Annotated in this window: 21 protein-coding genes and 1 pseudogene; 13 read left to right on the top strand and 9 right to left on the bottom strand. The window is 34.5% G+C overall.

The window, feature by feature from the left end:
• The first annotated feature begins 45 nt into the window (after positions 1-45).
• A complete protein-coding gene (locus GJV85_RS05700; protein WP_207562900.1) occupies positions 46-471 on the top strand; it encodes a desulfoferrodoxin family protein in 426 nt (141 codons plus the stop codon).
• Positions 472-565: 94 nt separating this feature from the next.
• Positions 566-1,960, top strand: a complete 1,395-nt coding sequence (locus GJV85_RS05695; protein ID WP_207562899.1) for an MBL fold metallo-hydrolase RNA specificity domain-containing protein — start codon at positions 566-568, stop codon at positions 1,958-1,960.
• 6 nt (positions 1,961-1,966) lie between these two features.
• On the opposite strand, the gene amrS is transcribed toward GJV85_RS05695, so the two are convergent.
• A complete protein-coding gene (amrS, locus tag GJV85_RS05690) occupies positions 1,967-2,992 on the bottom strand; it encodes an AmmeMemoRadiSam system radical SAM enzyme (protein ID WP_207562898.1) in 1,026 nt (341 codons plus the stop codon).
• A 443-nt stretch (positions 2,993-3,435) separates the two neighbouring features.
• On the opposite strand from amrS, the pseudogene GJV85_RS13880 reads away from it, so the two are divergent.
• The 4 genes and pseudogenes from GJV85_RS13880 to GJV85_RS05670 all read left to right on the top strand — a co-directional run bounded on the left by GJV85_RS13880 (position 3,436) and on the right by GJV85_RS05670 (position 5,651).
• A pseudogene (locus GJV85_RS13880) lies at positions 3,436-3,808 on the top strand (hypothetical protein).
• An 18-nt stretch (positions 3,809-3,826) separates the two neighbouring features.
• Positions 3,827-3,976 carry a DUF4143 domain-containing protein gene (locus tag GJV85_RS13875; protein ID WP_207563146.1) on the top strand — a complete coding sequence of 50 codons (150 nt, stop codon included), beginning with the start codon at positions 3,827-3,829 and terminating at the stop codon, positions 3,974-3,976.
• Between the two features lie 291 nt (positions 3,977-4,267).
• Positions 4,268-4,510: a helix-turn-helix domain-containing protein gene (locus GJV85_RS05675; RefSeq protein ID WP_207562896.1), complete on the top strand. Its 243-nt coding sequence runs from the start codon at positions 4,268-4,270 to the stop codon at positions 4,508-4,510.
• Positions 4,500-5,651, top strand: coding sequence for a type II toxin-antitoxin system HipA family toxin (locus GJV85_RS05670; RefSeq protein WP_207562895.1), 1,152 nt, complete (start codon positions 4,500-4,502; stop codon positions 5,649-5,651). Before GJV85_RS05675 ends, GJV85_RS05670 begins: the two co-directional genes overlap by 11 nt.
• A gap of 254 nt (positions 5,652-5,905) precedes the next feature.
• Here GJV85_RS05670 and GJV85_RS05665 read toward each other — a convergent pair whose 3' ends face one another.
• Positions 5,906-7,639 carry a PAS domain-containing sensor histidine kinase gene (locus tag GJV85_RS05665; RefSeq protein ID WP_242689846.1) on the bottom strand — a complete coding sequence of 578 codons (1,734 nt, stop codon included), beginning with the start codon at positions 7,637-7,639 and terminating at the stop codon, positions 5,906-5,908.
• Positions 7,640-7,890: 251 nt separating this feature from the next.
• Entirely contained in the window at positions 7,891-8,349 is a 459-nt protein-coding gene (locus GJV85_RS05660) for a recombinase family protein (protein WP_207562894.1), read from the bottom strand.
• A 111-nt stretch (positions 8,350-8,460) separates the two neighbouring features.
• Between GJV85_RS05660 and GJV85_RS05655 the strand changes: the two genes are divergently transcribed.
• Together GJV85_RS05655 and GJV85_RS05650 are read left to right on the top strand one after the other, a co-directional pair.
• On the top strand, positions 8,461-8,715 hold the full coding sequence (locus GJV85_RS05655) for a prevent-host-death protein (RefSeq protein ID WP_207562893.1): 255 nt from the start codon (positions 8,461-8,463) through the stop codon (positions 8,713-8,715).
• Entirely contained in the window at positions 8,705-8,980 is a 276-nt protein-coding gene (locus GJV85_RS05650) for a type II toxin-antitoxin system RelE/ParE family toxin (RefSeq protein ID WP_207562892.1), read from the top strand. The genes GJV85_RS05655 and GJV85_RS05650 overlap by 11 nt, the downstream gene beginning before the upstream one ends.
• A gap of 85 nt (positions 8,981-9,065) precedes the next feature.
• Here the strand turns inward: GJV85_RS05650 and GJV85_RS05645 are convergent, their stop codons facing one another.
• The gene (locus tag GJV85_RS05645) at positions 9,066-9,557 is read right to left on the bottom strand and encodes a SprT-like domain-containing protein (protein WP_207562891.1); all 492 of its coding nucleotides are present in this window, start codon (positions 9,555-9,557) and stop codon (positions 9,066-9,068) included.
• 79 nt (positions 9,558-9,636) lie between these two features.
• A complete protein-coding gene (locus GJV85_RS05640) occupies positions 9,637-9,990 on the bottom strand; it encodes a hypothetical protein (protein WP_207562890.1) in 354 nt (117 codons plus the stop codon).
• A gap of 91 nt (positions 9,991-10,081) precedes the next feature.
• Here GJV85_RS05640 and pgsA point away from each other — a divergent pair, with 91 nt between their 5' ends.
• The 4 genes from pgsA (at position 10,082) to GJV85_RS05620 (ending at position 12,895) form a co-directional block, all read left to right on the top strand.
• Positions 10,082-10,633: a CDP-diacylglycerol--glycerol-3-phosphate 3-phosphatidyltransferase gene (pgsA, locus tag GJV85_RS05635; RefSeq protein ID WP_207562889.1), complete on the top strand. Its 552-nt coding sequence runs from the start codon at positions 10,082-10,084 to the stop codon at positions 10,631-10,633.
• Positions 10,633-11,685, top strand: a complete 1,053-nt coding sequence (gene rseP / locus GJV85_RS05630; RefSeq protein WP_207562888.1) for an RIP metalloprotease RseP — start codon at positions 10,633-10,635, stop codon at positions 11,683-11,685. The genes pgsA and rseP overlap by 1 nt, the downstream gene beginning before the upstream one ends.
• 99 nt (positions 11,686-11,784) lie before the next feature.
• The gene (locus GJV85_RS05625; protein WP_207562887.1) at positions 11,785-12,015 is read left to right on the top strand and encodes a hypothetical protein; all 231 of its coding nucleotides are present in this window, start codon (positions 11,785-11,787) and stop codon (positions 12,013-12,015) included.
• Between the two features lie 205 nt (positions 12,016-12,220).
• Positions 12,221-12,895 (top strand): YggS family pyridoxal phosphate-dependent enzyme, encoded by a 675-nt coding sequence (locus tag GJV85_RS05620; RefSeq protein ID WP_207562886.1) that lies wholly within the window; start codon positions 12,221-12,223, stop codon positions 12,893-12,895.
• Between the two features lie 14 nt (positions 12,896-12,909).
• Here GJV85_RS05620 and GJV85_RS05615 read toward each other — a convergent pair whose 3' ends face one another.
• Complete coding sequence (locus GJV85_RS05615) at positions 12,910-13,563, bottom strand: tRNA-uridine aminocarboxypropyltransferase (protein WP_207562885.1); 654 nt, start codon at positions 13,561-13,563, stop codon at positions 12,910-12,912.
• Positions 13,564-13,607: 44 nt separating this feature from the next.
• Here GJV85_RS05615 and GJV85_RS05610 point away from each other — a divergent pair, with 44 nt between their 5' ends.
• On the top strand, positions 13,608-14,846 hold the full coding sequence (locus GJV85_RS05610) for a BaiN/RdsA family NAD(P)/FAD-dependent oxidoreductase (RefSeq protein WP_207563144.1): 1,239 nt from the start codon (positions 13,608-13,610) through the stop codon (positions 14,844-14,846).
• Here the strand turns inward: GJV85_RS05610 and GJV85_RS05605 are convergent.
• Genes GJV85_RS05605 through GJV85_RS05595 form a run of 3 tightly spaced genes read right to left on the bottom strand, consistent with a single transcriptional unit; the run spans position 14,815 to position 18,016 of the window.
• Positions 14,815-15,759 (bottom strand): GGDEF domain-containing response regulator, encoded by a 945-nt coding sequence (locus GJV85_RS05605; RefSeq protein WP_207562884.1) that lies wholly within the window; start codon positions 15,757-15,759, stop codon positions 14,815-14,817. The genes GJV85_RS05610 and GJV85_RS05605 overlap by 32 nt on opposite strands.
• Positions 15,756-17,462, bottom strand: a complete 1,707-nt coding sequence (locus tag GJV85_RS05600) for a sensor histidine kinase (protein ID WP_207562883.1) — start codon at positions 17,460-17,462, stop codon at positions 15,756-15,758. Before GJV85_RS05600 ends, GJV85_RS05605 begins: the two co-directional genes overlap by 4 nt.
• On the bottom strand, positions 17,462-18,016 hold the full coding sequence (locus GJV85_RS05595; protein WP_207562882.1) for a YfiR/HmsC family protein: 555 nt from the start codon (positions 18,014-18,016) through the stop codon (positions 17,462-17,464). Before GJV85_RS05595 ends, GJV85_RS05600 begins: the two co-directional genes overlap by 1 nt.
• Between the last annotated feature and the right edge of the window lie 33 nt (positions 18,017-18,049).

Raw genomic sequence — 18,049 nt, 5'->3', positions numbered from 1 at the left:
GATGATAAAATTACAGATAACCAACCAAATAATAAGGAATAAAAAATGAACAGAAGAGAAGCTATAAAATTATCTACAATCGCTGCACTTGGTGTTGCAGTAACAGCTAGTGCTAAAGAGGCTCCATATATGAACCGTATGGAAATGACTCCAAAAGATCCAAAAAAACTAGCGCCTGGTGAACTTAAACATACGCCACAGATAACTCTAGGCACAAAAGATTCTAAGGGTTATACTTTAGTAGAAATCACAGTTGGACAAGGTGGAATTATTCACCCAAGTACTCCAGCGCACTGGATTGACTTTATCTCTTTATCCGCTGATGGGAAAAAAGTAGGAACTTCTACACTAGAAGCTGAAATCTCTCGTGGAACTGCATCATTTAGTGTTAAACTAGATGGCGTTAAAACTCTTAGTGCTAAAGCTGGATGTAACCTACACGGTATCTGGAGTAGCTCTTTAAAAGTTTAAGAGAATATTTTACAGATATTTATATCAAATAAACTATAAAATTATTTAATAGACGCTATAGTATAGATAATAATCATTACTATAGGAGTCTATTATGCCAACAGTTACATCCTACGGAGCTACACAAGAGGTCACTGGATCTTGCCATATTTTAGAAGTTGATGGTATCTCCATCATGATAGATTGTGGTATGTTTCAAGGCGAAGAAGAGGATCAAAATCAAAGACCTTTTGCTTTTGATCCCTCAAAGATAGATTACCTCTTAGTCACACATGCTCACCTTGACCATATAGGTCGTATTCCAAAACTTGTAAAAGAGGGCTTTAAAGGCAAGATATACGCCACCCCCGCAACCAAAGACTTAGCCTATATCATTCTTATGGATAGCGCAAAAATCATGAATGAAGACTTTGAAACAAAGTATAAAAAAGCGGCTCGAAAAGCCACAGAGAAAAAACTACAAAAACCACTCTATGGCCCTCTCGACGTTCAAAGCACATTCAACAAAGAGTGGGTAGAGACAGAGTACGATGAGTATTATGAAATTTGCGAGGGAGTTAGTGTTGCTTACCGTAACGCTGGGCATATCCTCGGTGCAGCTTTTTTAGAGATTTCTTACATGCAAGATGGCGTTTCTCATACGGTAGTTTTCTCAGGCGATATTGGAAATGACAACAACATTGTGCTTCCAAATTTGCAAAAGTGTAAAAAAGCGGATTTTTTATATGTTGAGTCTACTTATGGCGATAGAAACCATCAACCAATAGAATCAACCATAGCCGAATTTAAAGAAGTGATCATCAAAACAATAAATGCAGGTGGAAATGTTTTAATCCCCTCTTTTGCGGTTGAGAGAACACAAGAGTTGCTCTACATTTTACGCGATATGCATCAGAAAAAAGAGCTGCCAAAGTGCCAAGTGTTTCTAGATAGTCCTATGGCTACAAAAGCTACAGACGTTTATCATAAGTACTCTGAAGAGTTAAATGAAAACTGCCAAGAAAACATCAAAGAGAATGGTTCTGTATTTGACTTTGAATGGCTTACTTACACTGAAGAGCCAGAAGAGTCAAAAGCCATCAACGACATAGACTCAAGAGCAATCATAATAGCCGGTAGCGGTATGTGCAATGGTGGAAGAATCACCCGTCACTTTAAACACAAAATCTGGGAGAGTAAAAACGCCATAGTTTTTGTTGGGTACCAAGCAATGGGAACTTTAGGCAGAGAGATTATTGAGGGTGCTGAGTGGATAAATATTTACAATGAAGACATTATTGTAAAAGCTTCCATACATACTATAAATGGCTTTTCAGCGCATGCTGACCAAGAGGGTATGATTCACTGGATTTCAAAGATTAAAAATCTTAAAAAAGTATTTATTATTCATGGAGAAAAGATAGCCCAACAAACTTTTAAAGAGATGATAACAGAAAAATTACATATAGATACTCATATTGTCTCATATGGTGAGAAAAATGAACTCTAAAGATTATTATTTCCAGACTCCCTCTAACTCATAAGAACAGTGGGGACAAACGCCATTCTCATCTAGATGGTTAGTAACATGCTCCCCTATCCTTCCATTTCTTCTTATAACGCCATTATTGCACTTTGGACAGTAGGTAGATTCACGCTTTTCATCATCCACATTTCCAAGGTATATATATTTTAAACCCTCTTCTTTGCCAATATCATAAGCTTTTTTAAGAGTGCTAAAAGGCGTTCTAGGAGCGTCTAACATCTTGTACATAGGATGAAAAGCTGAGATATGCCAAGGGATTGAGTTATCAACGCTAGCAATAAAGTTTGCTATGGAGCGAAGCTCCTCCATAGAATCATTTTTATCAGGGATGATTAAAGTCGTTATCTCAACCCATATCCCATTCTCTTTAGCATATTTTACGCTCTCTAGAACAGGTTTGAGTTTTGCTCCACAAATCTCTTTATAAAACTCATTTGAAAAGGACTTTATATCTATGTTCATCCCATCAATGTAGGGAGCAAGTAGATCAATCGCTTTTTTCGTTTCGTAGCCACTAGTAACATAGATGTTTTTAAGCCCTCTTGCATGTGCTAGCTTTGCAGTGTCATAGGTATATTCAAAAAAGACTATTGGCTCATTATAGGTGTATGCTATAGAATCACACCCATTTTGTATTGCTAAATCAACTATTTGTTGGGGTGAGAGTTCTCGTCCCGCTATCTGATGAGCATTCTCTTTTGGATACTGAGAAATCGAATAATTTTGACAAAAAGTACATGAGAGATTACACCCAACCGTACCTAAAGAAAAGGCCTTAGTATTTGGTAGAAAGTGAAACATCGGCTTCTTCTCAACTGGATCTACGTTTATAGCTGCAGCTAAACCATAGACCAAGAGTTGTAGTTCACCATTTTCAACTTTTCTAACGCCACAAATACCATACTCTCCCTCTTTTAGAACACAAGAGTGAGAACAGGCTTGACAGAGTACTTTTTCACTCTCTAACTTTTTGCTAAGCCATGCTAAACTTGACATTTCATACTCCTAGTAGATATCACTATTCACACCCATACTAAAGAGAAAGCTCCACGATGAGCAGCAATTAGTGGTATTTTTCAAATAGTTTTAAAAAGTTTACAACTCATTTTATCACAACTATTTATACTAAAATATTATATGAACAATAAAAATAGATCTACTTTTAGGTTCTAAATTACCCATACTGTTGAAAACTGATTTTCCATATATATTATTTATAATAATTTCATTTTTCATATTTTTTTATAAATTTTTCCTATTTATAGAATCTATATTTATCTAATTTATTGCACTTTTCTCTACTATTCACACTGTAAGACTACCCTGATATTGTATTTGAACTGGAAAATATTTAAAATGTTATTTCAAATTCAAAAAAGTTTGCTTCTATAATAATCTGTTTTTTAGAGAGGCTAATAGATATTTTCTTTAGCAAAGGGGTGGATGGATTAAAGAGTATAGCAATATCGTATGAAGAAATTTTAACTGCAATAATCAATGGGGAATACCCTGAGATTTTAAAGATAGACTCCATAAGAGGGAAATCATTATGGTATAACTCTTATATTAGTACATATGTAGAACGAGACATAAGAGATATTGGAAATGATTTATCAGATATCGCTTTTTCAACCGTATAGCTCAAATATCTCAACACAATTTATAAAGTCACAAAAGCTTTTCATGACAAATAGTGGAGTATTCTCTCACCTACTTGATATTAGCAGTGCTGATGAACTTATAAATTCAGTTCACAAAGGAGATGCAGTAGAGACATTTGTCTATAGTGAGCTGCTAAAGCACATCAGTTAGAGTACAACTCAAACTAAGATATATTACTACAGAACAAATGACAAAAAAGAGATAGATTTAATACTTGAAAAAGGGAGTAAGATTTTTGCTATAGTAGTTAAATCTTCACAAAGTATAAAAATAGATGCCTTTAACATATTGTTAATTTTCAAAAGAAGTCATCCTTAAATGTTGTTGGAATTATACTCTATTTGGGTAAGGATATACTTTCTTTTGGGGATTAGGAGCATCAGAGATATGCAATTCCTTTAAATTTATTTTTCTAATTCTTAGATGGCGATTATTGCTTATAGTGCATTAATATAAAGCTCCTAAATTGTACAAACTATGTAGCTAATAGTGAGTGATGCATCTCTGATTTATACTCGATAGTTCCAGTGAACAATATAGGAAGTATAATACATTATTAAGTATTTTACTGATACTATAAGAAATATACTTCTGAAATTAGGACTTACTATGACACTTAATGAGTTAGGTTTAGAGATAAAATCTTTAAGAAAGAGTAAAAAATGGTCCCAAGATGATTTAGAGAACTACTCTGGTATCACTAAAAGGACTATAAGCAAGATAGAAAATGGTTTTGTAGATGAAGTTGGTATCAAAAAAGTTGAGACTATTTTAGATCTTCTCGGCTATGAGCTTAATATAAGAATGAAAGGTAGACCAAAAACATTAGAAGAGTTGCAAGATGAAAGATAGCAGCTTAAAAGTCTATATCAATAAAGAACTCTCTGGTAACTTAGCTTATGAAGATGAGCAATATGTTTTTAATTATCTAGATAATTCTACCTCTGTGGTATCTTTAACGATGCCTATACGCAAATCAAGCTGGAACTCAAAAAAACTCCATCCAATTTTTGAGATGAATATGCCAGAGGGTTCTTTAAAAGAGGCAATAAAAAACCACTTTGCAAAAATCCAAGAGATGGATGATATTAATTTTTTAAAGTTAATCGGTCCCTATATGCTTGGTCGTGTAAAGTTTAACTTTTTAAGTGAAGAAAGCGAGAGATTAAAGTTAGATGATATATTAAAAAATACTAAAACAGACCTCTTTGAAGAGTTAATGCAAAAATATGCAATTCGCTCAGGAGTATCAGGTGTTCAGCCAAAGCTACTTCTCACAGCCCAAAACAAAAATACAATGAAGTTTGAGCATTACATAGTTAAGTCATGGGAGAAAACATATCCACAACTTGCACTTAACGAGTACTTTTGTATGAGAGCGGTTGTAAATGCTGGTCTTGATACACCAGATTTTTATCTAAGTGAAGATCTTTCAATGTTTATAATGAAACGGTTTGACATAAAAGATGATGAATCATATTTAGGCTTTGAAGATATGTGTGTACTTACTGCTAGAGGGACTGATGAGAAATATAATGGTAGTTATGAAGAGGTAGTAAGAGTTATAAAAGATGTAGTTAGTCCACAAACAAGAAAAAAAGCATTAAAAGACTTTTTTACAGCACTTATAATGAATCATCTTTTAAGAAATGGAGACGGACACTTAAAGAACTACGGTGTATTGTATGAAGATGATTATCAGGATGCAAGACTAGCACCTATATATGATGTAATAACTACAACCGTATATATTAAAAATGACATACCTGCTTTGAAACTCAGTGGTGGAAAACTTTGGTGGAAGGAAAAAACATATAAAACTTTTGCTAAACAGAGTTGTGGCCTATCTCAAAAAGAGTATGAAGAGATAATAGCAACTTGTATAGAAGCTGTAAAAATTACAAAAGATGAGATAGATAAGTATCAATCAAGTGATGAAGAGGTAGAAGCTTTTTTAGAGAATCTAAAGAACTGCTGGGAAGAAGTCGTTTAAAGACTATAAAGGGTGTTACTAGATTGCATTCAGATTTTTGTGTCAGCAACAGATAGTCATGAAAAGGATATCATAGTTCAACAATTGAGTTTTAAACTTAGAGAAAGTTCCAAAACATACAGGTTCGGTATAGAGTAAGTTTTATTTTACCCGATTGACACAGATTTTTGAACGGTCCCCAGTAAGTCTTTGGATTGGTTATTCGCCTAGCTGGATTGAAATTACTCATTCAATATGATAAGTGTATTAATACCTTAGATTGGCAGCTGAATAATAAATTTCGCTCCATTTTCAGTATTGCTAACAGATAATTTACCTTTACAATGCTCTTCTATGATGGTCTTAGACATATAAAGCCCTAAGCCCGTACCATCTTTTTCGTGTTTAGTACTAAAATAGGGATCGAATATCTTTGGAATATGTTCTTCGGGAATTCCTCCAGCATTATCTTCGATACTAAAAGTCGCATAATTGTCATCCTTATAGCAGTATATCCATATTTTCGCATTTGGAACCTTCCGTTCTAGTAACACATCTTCGGCATTTTTCATAATATTTAAAATAATTTGTCTGAGCTCGTTCACATAGGTATTCAATATAATCTCAGGATGTGATGATGTATGCTCAACAGTTATATTCTTCGATTCAAATACGGGACTTATGATAGCAAGACTAGAATTGAGAATGTTATCTAAGGTAGTTTCTTCAGTTTCCTTCTTGGCTTTAAAAAAGTCACGAAAATCATCAATAGTTGAAGAAAGGTGCTGGGTGAGGCTATTAATGGACTCGAGGCGCTCTTCAAAGAACTCTTTTTTATAGTTATCCATCATTATATCTAAGCTTAAAGTTCCAGTAATGGAAGAGATAGAAGCGAGCGGCTGTCTCCACTGATGGGCTATCATGGAGAGCATCTCTCCAATCTGGGCCAATCGAGACTGTTGTAGCATGTGATTAGTCTTTTCTTTGTTTTTAGCTACCTCTTTAATCACCCGTTCTTTTAACGATGAATTTAAAGTTTCAAGCTCTTGTTCCATCAACTTTATCTTGGTAATATCCGTAAAACTAAAGAGGAAGAAGTGACTTTTGTCAAGGAGGACTTTTTTGGCTTGTACTGAAAAAAACTTTTTCTCATTCTTTCGGTCCATCATACATACTATATGCAGTCCATTTGGAAAGTCAAACATCGGATTAGTCCAATCATCATGAATATCACTATTAAAAAGGCATCCATTATCCTTCAAAAAGAGCTCGCTGATGGAAGAGTGCTTTGTTTTGAAATCATTAAGGTCGTCAAAAGGAAAAGTGTCAAAAAAAGTCTGATTTATAAAAGTGACGTCTTTTTCGTTTGAACTTAAAAGGACGATTCCTTCCTGCTCATTCATAATGGCAGTTGTCCGATTTCTTTCATCTTCTATAATTTGTGTAGCTTCAACTAGCTCTGTGACATCCTGACGAATCGCCATGAACTTTTCAATCTCTCCCGTTTTATCGAGAATGGGGGTTATCGTGGTGTCGACATAATATGTTTCCTTATCTTTAGAAAGATTCTTAAGAACGCCATGCCATGCTCGCTTCTGAAATAGAGTCTCCCACATGGACTTGAATTGTTCTGGAGGACTAGAAGGATGACGGATTATATTATGCGGACTACCCAGAAGTTCCTCTTTAGAATAACCTGAGAGCTTGACGAAGGCATCGTTAGCGTAAGTAATAATACCTTTTTTATCCGTTATTGAGACTAGGGTACTGTAATCTATCGCTTTTTTGTATTCGTTAAGTAGTTGAAGGTTATCTAGAAACTCTTGCGAGGCGGAATATCGGCAACTTGACAACTCTTCGTTTACTCTTTGCAACTCAAGATTCTTTTCTTCTAAAAGCTTTTGAGCCTCTTCGCGTTTTTGAATCTCGTGTTCTAGTTGTTTTTGTAAAAGTATGTATTCAGATTCGATTACGATGCCCTTGGGATTATAAATACTATTTGTAGACATTCGTTATTGTCTGAATCTCAACTAGAGATTGCAACTTAAAGTACTCTGCATAGCCCATGAATAATCCTTGTGACAAACTTAGTGGTTTATTTAGTTTGTATAAGTATATCAAATCAATATGATGTAATTGTGATTTTATAGTTATATTTTAGCTACAGAATAAAACTCTTATATTTGGAACAATTATCAGTAACGGGAGTATTGTTCCAAATAGCATTGAATTTTGGAACATTATGAAGCATTCAAATTGACTATTTCTTTTTAGCTACATCTTTAATAGCTCTATAGATTGTATTACGAGCAACATGGAAGAATTTTGATAGCCATGCTACAGACTTTCCTTTTTCATGTTCTTTATATATGACATTTTTCTCTTTGCTATCTAGAATAGCTTTTCTTCCAAATTGAACTCCTTTTTTCTTTGCAGCTTCAATTCCTTCTCTAACTCGCTCGTTAATAAGATCTCTCTCAAACTCTGCAATATTCTGAAGGTCTATTACAGACCTTGCTAATCTATCAAGCTTTGTGATAAAAAGTATATCTCCTTCTCGAACGAAATCCATCATTATATTAAACTCTTGACGATCAGCTTTATTTTTACCAGATTTTTTTTCAGAGAAAATCTTTACACAGCCAGCATCTTTAAGTTGATCAATTTGATTCTCAAGATTTTGGCTTGAAGTTGAAACTCTTGCATATCCTACATACATAATAAATCCTTTTTGTTAGAGTTACTATTTATGACATATACATGAAGAATTGTAAAGAATTAACAATATGTGTTATAATACTTTTAACAATACTATTAAAAGGACTATTTTATGACTATTATGGCAAATGACCTTAAAACAAGAGGTGTCACACTTCTAGATGAGGCACTTAAGCAAGATGATGAAGCGATTATTAGTGTACGTGGGAAATCTAAATATGTCGTAATGAATTTAGAACACTATAATTATCTTAGAGAATGTGAACTTGAAGCTGCATTGATGGAGACACATAAAGAGATAAAAGAGGGAAAAGCAAAAATATTAACTGCCGATGAGCACATCAAGGCACTTCACGATGACTTATAAGTTAATCTTTACAGAGCAATATGAAAAGCGTATACGAAAATTTATCAAGAAGCATCCTGAGCTACTTTCTCAGTATGAAAAGACAATTAGACTTCTCGAAGCAAATCCTCACCACCCATCCTTAAGGTTGCACAAACTTACTGGAAAACTTTCAGATCTTCATTCGATCTCGATTAATATCAGCTACCGCATCACTCTTGAACTCATTATCACAGAAAAAGAAATTATTCCAATAGAAATAGGTTCACACGATGAAGTGTATTAAATTAATTGAACCATTTTGTTCATACTTAAACCCTAAAACCCTATGACTTTAATAGAAGATTGTTTTATAATTTTTCTGTGCCATTTTAAAACGGCATTTTGGACATTATAATCTCTTGTTGATCAACATATTGTTGACAATCTTCACCACCTAGTTTTACACAAGTCTTTTGCCAAAGCGATGAGTGTCCATCGTCTTTCGTATGCATATAACCTTGCTGAAACATCATAGCATGAGCATATTCATGTGCTATTACAGTCCCCAAAATATATTCCATACTTTCTTTCATCACTTTTTTATTAAGGTAAATTTTTATCTGACCATTTTTATACGAAGTAAGACCGTAAAGTCTTCCTTGAAACTTATCTGTAACAATCAACGGAATATCTAAGGTAAATCCGTAATGCTTTTGCATATTGGAAAGGACTTCTTTTTCTTTCATTTCTATATGTTTTTTATAACTTTCGGGTAAATCATTATTTTTAAATGCATAACTCTTATAGTAATTCAATCCAAGAACAGACATTGCAAGAAGAATAACACTCGCAAATATAAACTCTAATTTCTTTATAAACATGAAATATTATACCTAGAATCTGCTACATTTTCATCAATGATAAACAAACCCATATTAAACTACACAACCATATATAATCCTAGGAATCTATGAAGTACAATAATAAAAAACTTACAGGTGTATCTCTATAGTCCATACTCTCTTGCATAACCTTTTTGTTAAGATAGATTTTTATATCCCCTTTATCATATGAGGTAACTCCATAGAGTCTTCCCCTAAACTTATCAGTCACTTCAAGAGGAAACCGTACTGTAAAACCATAAGCACTTTGCATATTCCTTAGTACTTCTTGTTCTTTATCTTTTATTCTCTCTTTATAGCTTTGTGGGATATCACTATTTTTAAAACTATAACTCTTGTAAAAGTTATTTATTAAAATGGCTAAAGCGACAACAATAACAAGGATAAAGAAAATTTCCAGCCTTTTTTTCATAGAACAATTATACACTATTATTCTAATAGACCAAGCCTATATTAAGAGCCAAAAAGCTAAAATTCCCTAACTATAAACGCAAGGATATTTTTTGCTAAACTTACCAAATTTTTTGGCTTCACTTAGAATTTTACTAGCTCCATTAATGTTCTGGATTATCTTAAATCCGCAGCTTTTTACAGATAATGGATTTCACATAACATGGAACTACTACTTTGCTTCGCTGCTTTTTGTTTTGGCTTCTGCTACTGATTTTTTTGATGGCTATATCGCAAGAGAGTGGAACCAGATGACAATGCTTGGAGCCATCTTAGACCCATTAGCTGACAAGATGCTTACACTAGCCGCATTTCTTGGTCTTATGATGATAGGAGAAGCTTCGGCTTGGGCTATCTACATCATCATTGTTCGTGAGCTTTTCATCACTGGCATTCGTACAGTTGCCGTGAGTGAAGGCTTAAGCGTAAAAGCCTCATGGGCTGGAAAAGTAAAAACTGTGGCACAGATGATAGCCATAGGCTTTTTACTTATGCACTGGCCTTTAGGCACTGAGCTTTTATGGTTTGCAGTATTTCTTACGCTTTACTCTGGATTTGAGTATCTTTGGGGCTTTAAAAACGCTCTTTTAAAGGAGAAAAACTAATGGGAATGATTGTCTCTCTTTTAGTCCTAAGCGGACTTATATTTTTTCACGAACTTGGCCACTATCTTGCTGCTCGATATATGGGTGTTTACGTAGAGGTCTTTAGTATAGGGTTTGGAAAAAAACTCTTCTCATTTAGAAAGTTTGATACAGAGTGGAGTATCTCTGCCATTCCCCTTGGTGGTTATGTTAGGATGAAAGGCCAAGATGACAGCGATCCAACGAAAAAAAGTTATGATGAAGATAGCTACAACACTAAAACACCACTACAGAAGATATTTATACTTCTGGCTGGTCCTGGTGCTAACTTCATTCTCGCGTTTATACTCTACTTCTTCATAGCTCTTGGCTCGCCAAACGTTCTCTCACCCGTTATAGGGCAAGTTCTTAAAGACTCTCCCGCATTTATAGCGGGACTAGAGACAAACGACACTATAAGCTCTATAGATGGCGTTAAGATAACCGAGTGGAAAGAGATGGCAGATATGATTGCTTCATCTGAGGGAACTCTTAACCTTGAGATCATCAGAGATGGTTTTATAGAGTATAAACTCCTAACGCCAAAACTACGTGAATCTAAAAATATGTTTGGTGAGACTATTTATAAGAAAATGATAGGAATAGGCTCAGCTGGCGTTACACACCCACTAGAGTTAAGCGTCAGCGAGACATTCTCTTATGCGACCGAGCAGACTATATTTGCTTCGACTATGATATTTACGGGTGTTAAAAAACTTCTATTTGGCGAAGTTCCCGCTAAAGAGTTAGGTGGCGTTATAAGCATAGTCAAGCTTACCTCAGACGCTACAGACTCTGGATGGATGAGCGTTTTGTTTTTTGCAGCGCTCATATCTGTAAACCTTGGCGTTTTAAACCTGCTTCCCATTCCAGCGCTTGATGGTGGGCATATTATGTTTAACGTTTATGAACTCATATTTAGACGAGAAGCGAGTGAAGCTATTATCATAAAACTTACTATAGCTGGATGGGTGATTTTATTCGGGCTTATGGGCCTTGGACTCTTTAATGACGTAAATCGTTTGATGGGCTAAATTTAATATAATTTATTAAAGATATTATCTTAAAATCTTGGATATAATCATCCCACTAAACAGTACTAAATTGTTTAAAAAAAACTAAGGATTTACAAAATGGAAATTAAAATATACTTTTGCGCCGTTCTATACAATGAAGACTCTGAACTAATCCAAATCTCAGATATTAAAAAGCAAGCAAAAAATGACGGTGCCATAGACGTAGTGGCTAAAATGCAAGATTCAAAAACGACTCTTACATCTTTATATAAAGATGGGTGGAGATTAACGCAAGTTGTTCCTTCACACGAAACAAATGGATATAGACTCTTTTTAGAAAGAGCTTAATTTTAAACTCTCAGGGCAACTCATGCCCCGAGAAATTTTCACACTATCTTCTAAGTATATAATTTTATATTAATATGTCTCATCTTCATTACTGATATTAAAAACAATCCGATATAATTCTTTTTTTAATCTATATAATCCTTATAGCATTAGGTATTATTTTAGATCTTTTATACAATATAAATAGGTAAATCGGGTAATAAATATGACAGAGATAGAACATAAAATATATATAGATAGTGTAATAAGAAGAGTTGAAACTGCTAGACTAAGAGTAAGTGGACATCACATAGTAAAAATCATCGCGGTAAGTAAGTACTCAACAGCTCAAGAGATAGAAACTCTTTATGAGATAGGTCAACGTGCTTATGGCGAGAACAAGGTTCAAGACTTAAAAGCAAAGAGTGAAGCACTAGAGGAGTTACCTCTTGAGTGGCACTTCATAGGTAACCTTCAAAAAAATAAGATAAATAACCTTTTAGACATTCGCCCTACTCTATTTCAAGCTCTTGACTCTCTTGAGTTAGCTGAGGAACTTCAAAAAAAACTTCTAGCAAAAGGTATGACTCTTAGTTGTCTCATGCAGATAAACTCAGCTAAAGAGGACTCTAAGCATGGTTTTATGCCCGAAGAAGCTTTGTCTATGTATAAGAAGATAACGAAAGAGTGTCCAAATATAAAACTAAAAGGCGTTATGAGCATCGGAGCGCACTCAGAAGATAAAGAGCTCATCAAAAAAAGTTTTGAAACTACCTATGAGATCTACAAACAACTTCCAAGCGCCACTATATGTTCTATGGGTATGAGTAATGACTTTGAACTTGCAATCGAGTGTGGATCGAATATGGTAAGACTAGGCTCTATAATGTTTAATAAGTAGTCAATGACAAAACACTATCGACCTCTTTTAAACCTTACTGCGTTTGAGAGAGGGTTTTCTATCAGCTTTTGCTGATATGCTATCATCTCCTCAAATGGTTTTAAAAAACCATCTATCTGAGACTCTTTTACAGACTCTACACTCCACCTGTTCAACTCTTCTAGCACTACTAAGGTAGACTCAATGGTAGAGAGACAATAATCTTCTGGTTGCACCTTTATCTTATACTGAGAGCTTTTAGAAGTTGTAAAACTCATATGCTTAAGTGCTTGTAAGTTTTTACTCAAGGTAAACATCTTCGTAGTACATGCCCAAGTTGAGTCAATGATGAAGATAGCTAACTCTTTATCACTTTTTTTTGGATTTGTCTCACTTAGATTAAGCGCATTGTCTGATGGAAAAAGTATGTAACTATCATGACTCTTAATTATCTCATTTATTCTTGCGTTATCGCTAAAATCTATGCCTATAAATAGTTCGGAATTTTCTAGCGTTTGATGGGTAAAGTGCCCAGTGTTGTTTTTGACTTTTTTAAACTCTTTAGGGTGCATGAGCACGACAAACTTTGTCTGAGTCTTTATGTTTTCAAAGTGCTTACACATACATGAGCTTTTGGGCCTATAGCACTTGTAACACTTCTCTCTATCACCATAAAATGTTTGACTCATCATTTACCTATATTTTTTTAGGCGAATTATACTACAATATCATCATGAAAGAGAACCAATACGACCTCATAGTTATAGGATCTGGTGGAGCGGGAATTATAGCTGCCATAGTTGCCGCTAGAAACTCTAAACGAGTTTTACTCCTTGAAAAGTTGCCTAAAATAGCCTCAAAGTTAAAAGCGACTGGTGGAGGAAGATGTAACCTTACCAATACTCTTAGTAACGAAGAGTTTATGGCTCGTTTTGGTAGAGATGGTCGTTTTATGCAAGACGCACTTTTGGCATTTGATCACAAGGAACTCATAAAGTTTCTAGGAGAGATTGGCGTTGAAACGCATGCTCCAGATGGCTTTAGAGTCTTTCCCACTTCACACTCCTCCGCTACTATCATTTCAGGATTTGATGATGAGATGAAAAGATTAGGCATTGAGATTTTATGTGAGCAAAAAGTTACAAGACTACTCATCGATGGGGAGCATATAAGTGGTGTAAAAACAACTACGGACACATTTTACGCAAAAAATGTGATAGTGGCAACCGGAGGACTTGGTTATCCAACTCTAGGAGCAGAGGGTGATGGCTATACCCTTGCGGGTGAACTCGGTCACAAGATAACTGACTTAAGTCCCGCCATGATGCCCCTACAAACAAAAGAAGATTGGGTTGCTAATTGTAGAGCTGATACTATTGCAAAGGTTGAGCTCAGAGTTAATCTTAAAAAGCATAAAAAACTTAGAGCAAATGGCGACCTTATCTTTACAAAAAACGGCATCCGTGGGCCCGTTGTTCTTGATTTTGCTAGAGAGGTAACGCCACTACTTAAAAAGTATGAGGAAGTTCCACTTCTACTCAACCTCACTAAAGGAAGAAATGAGGAGCAGATAAAAACCGAACTACAAAACGAGTACCAAAAAAATCCAGCTCAAAGCATAGTTGAACTTGTCTCTACGCTTCTTCCAACCGCGCTCTCAAGTGAAATATGTAAGTTAGCCGATATTGACTTGGAGTTAACGTATAAAAAAATAGATGGTGCAAAAAAAGCAAAACTCATATCTCTTTTGGCATGGACACCACTGAGTGTTACAGGACATGATGGTTTTAAAATGGCAATGATAACGCGAGGTGGAGTAAGTCTTAAAGATATAAACCCAAAGACTATGCAGAGTAAGCTAGTAAATGGTCTCTACTTTTGTGGAGAGGTAATGAACCTTGATGGGCCATGTGGTGGGTATAACCTCCAGTGGAGCTTTGCTAGTGGTTATCTAGCTGGCAAGTTAAGTTAGAGTCCTTACAAGAAATAACACAATTTTTCCCATTTCTTTTTGCTGCATAAAGAGCATCATCTGCTTTTGAGATACAAGACTCAATATCCCTATCCCAATTAAAATCAACACCACATACACCTAGACTTATAGTAAAGTATATCTTTTTCCTCTTACTAACTCTTAGTGCAAAAGCTTCTACACTTTGCCTAATCTTATTAGATATTTCTAGTGTGCCTTCTATACTTGTTTGGGGAAATAGTATAAGGAACTCTTCACCACCCCATCTACAGACGATGTCACTTTTTCGTGTTACATCTATCATAATCGATGCTAAAGTAATAATAACATCATCCCCTACTTTATGTCCATAGGTATCATTTATCTGTTTAAAATTATCAATATCTAGCATAACTAGAGATAAAGGCGTACTGTTTCTCTTGGCCAAATCAAAGCAACTATTTGCTGTTTCAATAAAATACCTTCTATTGTAAAGTTTTGTCATATAGTCAGTCGATGAGAGTAGCTCTAACTCTTTTTTTGAAGCTTCTAACTGGTTGATAAGCTTTTGAGCCTTTAACTCTTTGCTCACTCTTGCAAGTAACTCTTTTGGTTTAAATGGTTTCGTTACATAGTCAGACCCACCAGCATCAAAGGCTTTTTCAATACTCTCTTCATCTGCTTTAGCCGTAATAAATATAATAGGTATTTTTTTTGTTTTCTTATCAAGCTTTAATCTTCTACAGACCTCATAGCCATCTATTTCTGGCATCATAATATCTAGTAGTATAAGGTCCGGTTTATTCTCTTTTACCATCTCTATAGCCATCGTAGACTCCAATGTAGCCATCACATCATATTTCTTAGAGAGCAATTCTACTAAAATATCAACATTCTCAGCCGTGTCATCTACAACCAGTATCTTTTTCTTCATAGATATCCCTCCATTAGTACTACTATCTCTTTAAGTTTATATCTCCTAAAAAGTCCCTTTATTTTTTTATAGAACTCTTCATCATCCTCAGAGAGTTTATACTTTTCTATCTCATTTATGAGTGGTTCACATGCTTTTGGAAACATGCTCTTAGCGGCTTCGTATAACTGAGTAAAAAGTTCATCCCTTTTACTTGAAGACAACTTCTCTTTAGCACTCAACTCTAAGTGCTCTTTTTTTGCAACTCTTCTCTTTTGCACTGAAGGCTTTTTAACTTTTTGTAGTTTTATGACAAAGCTAAACTCACTTCCCTCATCTACCTTACTTACAACATCCATTTTACCACCCATCAACTCTACTAGCTCTTTTGATATACTAAGTCCAAGTCCCGTTCCACCATACTTTCTTGTAGTACTATCATCTGCTTGAGTAAAGGGCTTAAACAGAGTCTCTATATCTTCTTGATTTAAACCTATGCCACTATCTTTGATGCGAAAACTTACTATAGAGTCTTCTAACTCTTCAACCCTTAAACTCACTGAGCCACTCTGTGTAAATTTTATGGCGTTATTTAAAAGATTTAAAAGGACTTGTGAGATTCTCAATGCATCTCCACTATAGTAAGACTCTTGCGATTCATAAACTATATCAAACGCCAGCTCTTTTTCTTGAGCCTTGTACTCTATGATATCTCTCACACTTAAGAGAAGTTCATTCATATCAAAATCAATACTCTCTATATGTAACTTTTGAGCTTCAATCTTAGAGATGTCTAATATATCATTGATAATGCTAAGGAGACTCTTAGATGCTGATTCTATTTTGTCTACAAAACTTCTCTGTTTATTATCTAAATCAGTCTCGCTTACAAGATGCGTCATGCCTATAATGGCGTTTATCGGAGTTCTAATCTCATGCGAGATATTTGCTATAAATTTTGATTTGATTTTGAGTAATTCATCTACTCTATCTTTCTCTTTTTCTAACTCTTTAGTTCTAGTTTCCACCTTCTCTTCTAAGGATCTGTTTAACATGTCTAGCTCTTGAGAGTAGCTATTTATTTTTAATACCATGGAGATAATTGCATTTTGTATTAATCCAAACTCATCAGAATGATTAGATTTTTGCAGTGGAAAGTTATTTTCCTTAGGACTGTATTTTAAAACATTTTTCAATAACTTTTTGAGATGCCTAAACTCGCGTTTAACTAAAAATATAAAAGTACCCAAGAGAACTAGAGTAGCTAGTAAAATCTCAATACTTACACTTGTGTTTTTCTCCACTATCTCTTCATAATCTTTACTAGAAAATAAAAATTCTATCTTTGCAAGTTTATCGCCTGTAAGATTATCAATCACATTTGCATGAGCGTAACTCATACCATCTTTATTCCAAAGAGTCTCCGCATTTCTCTCGTAGAGATAGATAAGCCTCTCATTCATATCTACAAGTCGAATAGATTCTATATAGCTATTTTGAGTGGTGATTTTCTTTAGATACTCTTTATAGGCATCATCCAAACCAAGGGAAAGATTTAAACTGACTATTGGCACTACAGTAGTAATTAAAAGTTCATTTTTCTCTTTTTTTGCCTGCATAAACTGACTCATGATACTTTGAGAAGTCTGGTAACGCTGAGCCCCAACTATAAATAGTGTAAAGACAATAATACTAATAATAATTTTATACTCAAACTTAAACATTAGTCATGCCTCTTTGAGTATATTTTTGATATTTGGAGTAAGACATTGTTGAGCTTAATCTCTTTTTCCATAATGGAGTCCATATTTATATAAGGGACTATTTTTCTTCCTAAAAATAGAGAAAAGTCAGCAGCATATTTAATCATTTCTTCATCATATGATGCAGTTAATATTTTTTTCTTTTTAGCGAACTCTACCACCTCTTCAAGGTTTTCACCTCTAGTAGAAAATAAAAAAATTAGGTTTGTATTTTCACAACCTTGAATATGAGAGTAAAATGTGTAGTTAAATTCTATTGGGTATTTTTTTATTCCATCAGGATAGATATTGTTAACTTTTTTCACAAAAGCTTTAGCATTTGTTCGGTCAAGTTTTTCATGTACTAAACAGATTGTAATCTTTTTCTGTTCTATATTTTCTTGCTTAGTCATTAATACAAAACGGGGTAAAATTTTTGCATATATATCTAATATATCTTCATCATAATAAGAGGCCCTTACAGGTGCACCCATTAACAATGAAAAAAGTAATATACAGCGTAAAAAACTCAGCATTTCAATATCTCTTCATAAGTTAAAATTATAAGA

It is taken from the genome of Sulfurimonas aquatica (assembly GCF_017357825.1).
In the GTDB taxonomy this organism is placed as follows: Bacteria; Campylobacterota; Campylobacteria; order Campylobacterales; family Sulfurimonadaceae; genus Sulfurimonas; species Sulfurimonas aquatica.
The sequence above is the reverse complement of the archived record's forward strand: the minus strand, read 5'-3'. Positions and strand labels throughout refer to the sequence as shown.

Excerpts from the sequence above, each read along its gene's own strand:
- amrS (WP_207562898.1), bottom strand. The coding sequence starts at position 2,992 with ATGTCAAGTTTAGCATGGCTTAGCAAAAAGTTAGAGAGTGAAAAAGTA.
- GJV85_RS05660 (WP_207562894.1), bottom strand. The coding sequence starts at position 8,349 with ATGTATGTAGGATATGCAAGAGTTTCAACTTCAAGCCAAAATCTTGAG.
- GJV85_RS05610 (WP_207563144.1), top strand. The coding sequence starts at position 13,608 with ATGAAAGAGAACCAATACGACCTCATAGTTATAGGATCTGGTGGAGCG.
- GJV85_RS05655 (WP_207562893.1), top strand. The coding sequence starts at position 8,461 with ATGACTATTATGGCAAATGACCTTAAAACAAGAGGTGTCACACTTCTA.
- GJV85_RS05700 (WP_207562900.1), top strand. The coding sequence starts at position 46 with ATGAACAGAAGAGAAGCTATAAAATTATCTACAATCGCTGCACTTGGT.
- GJV85_RS05645 (WP_207562891.1), bottom strand. The coding sequence starts at position 9,557 with ATGTTTATAAAGAAATTAGAGTTTATATTTGCGAGTGTTATTCTTCTT.
- GJV85_RS05605 (WP_207562884.1), bottom strand. The coding sequence starts at position 15,759 with ATGAAGAAAAAGATACTGGTTGTAGATGACACGGCTGAGAATGTTGAT.
- GJV85_RS05615 (WP_207562885.1), bottom strand. The coding sequence starts at position 13,563 with ATGAGTCAAACATTTTATGGTGATAGAGAGAAGTGTTACAAGTGCTAT.
- GJV85_RS05670 (WP_207562895.1), top strand. The coding sequence starts at position 4,500 with ATGAAAGATAGCAGCTTAAAAGTCTATATCAATAAAGAACTCTCTGGT.
- GJV85_RS05625 (WP_207562887.1), top strand. The coding sequence starts at position 11,785 with ATGGAAATTAAAATATACTTTTGCGCCGTTCTATACAATGAAGACTCT.
- rseP (WP_207562888.1), top strand. The coding sequence starts at position 10,633 with ATGGGAATGATTGTCTCTCTTTTAGTCCTAAGCGGACTTATATTTTTT.
- GJV85_RS05675 (WP_207562896.1), top strand. The coding sequence starts at position 4,268 with ATGACACTTAATGAGTTAGGTTTAGAGATAAAATCTTTAAGAAAGAGT.
- GJV85_RS05665 (WP_242689846.1), bottom strand. The coding sequence starts at position 7,639 with ATGTCTACAAATAGTATTTATAATCCCAAGGGCATCGTAATCGAATCT.
- GJV85_RS05620 (WP_207562886.1), top strand. The coding sequence starts at position 12,221 with ATGACAGAGATAGAACATAAAATATATATAGATAGTGTAATAAGAAGA.
- GJV85_RS05600 (WP_207562883.1), bottom strand. The coding sequence starts at position 17,462 with ATGTTTAAGTTTGAGTATAAAATTATTATTAGTATTATTGTCTTTACA.
- GJV85_RS05695 (WP_207562899.1), top strand. The coding sequence starts at position 566 with ATGCCAACAGTTACATCCTACGGAGCTACACAAGAGGTCACTGGATCT.
- GJV85_RS05640 (WP_207562890.1), bottom strand. The coding sequence starts at position 9,990 with ATGAAAAAAAGGCTGGAAATTTTCTTTATCCTTGTTATTGTTGTCGCT.
- GJV85_RS05595 (WP_207562882.1), bottom strand. The coding sequence starts at position 18,016 with ATGCTGAGTTTTTTACGCTGTATATTACTTTTTTCATTGTTAATGGGT.
- GJV85_RS05650 (WP_207562892.1), top strand. The coding sequence starts at position 8,705 with ATGACTTATAAGTTAATCTTTACAGAGCAATATGAAAAGCGTATACGA.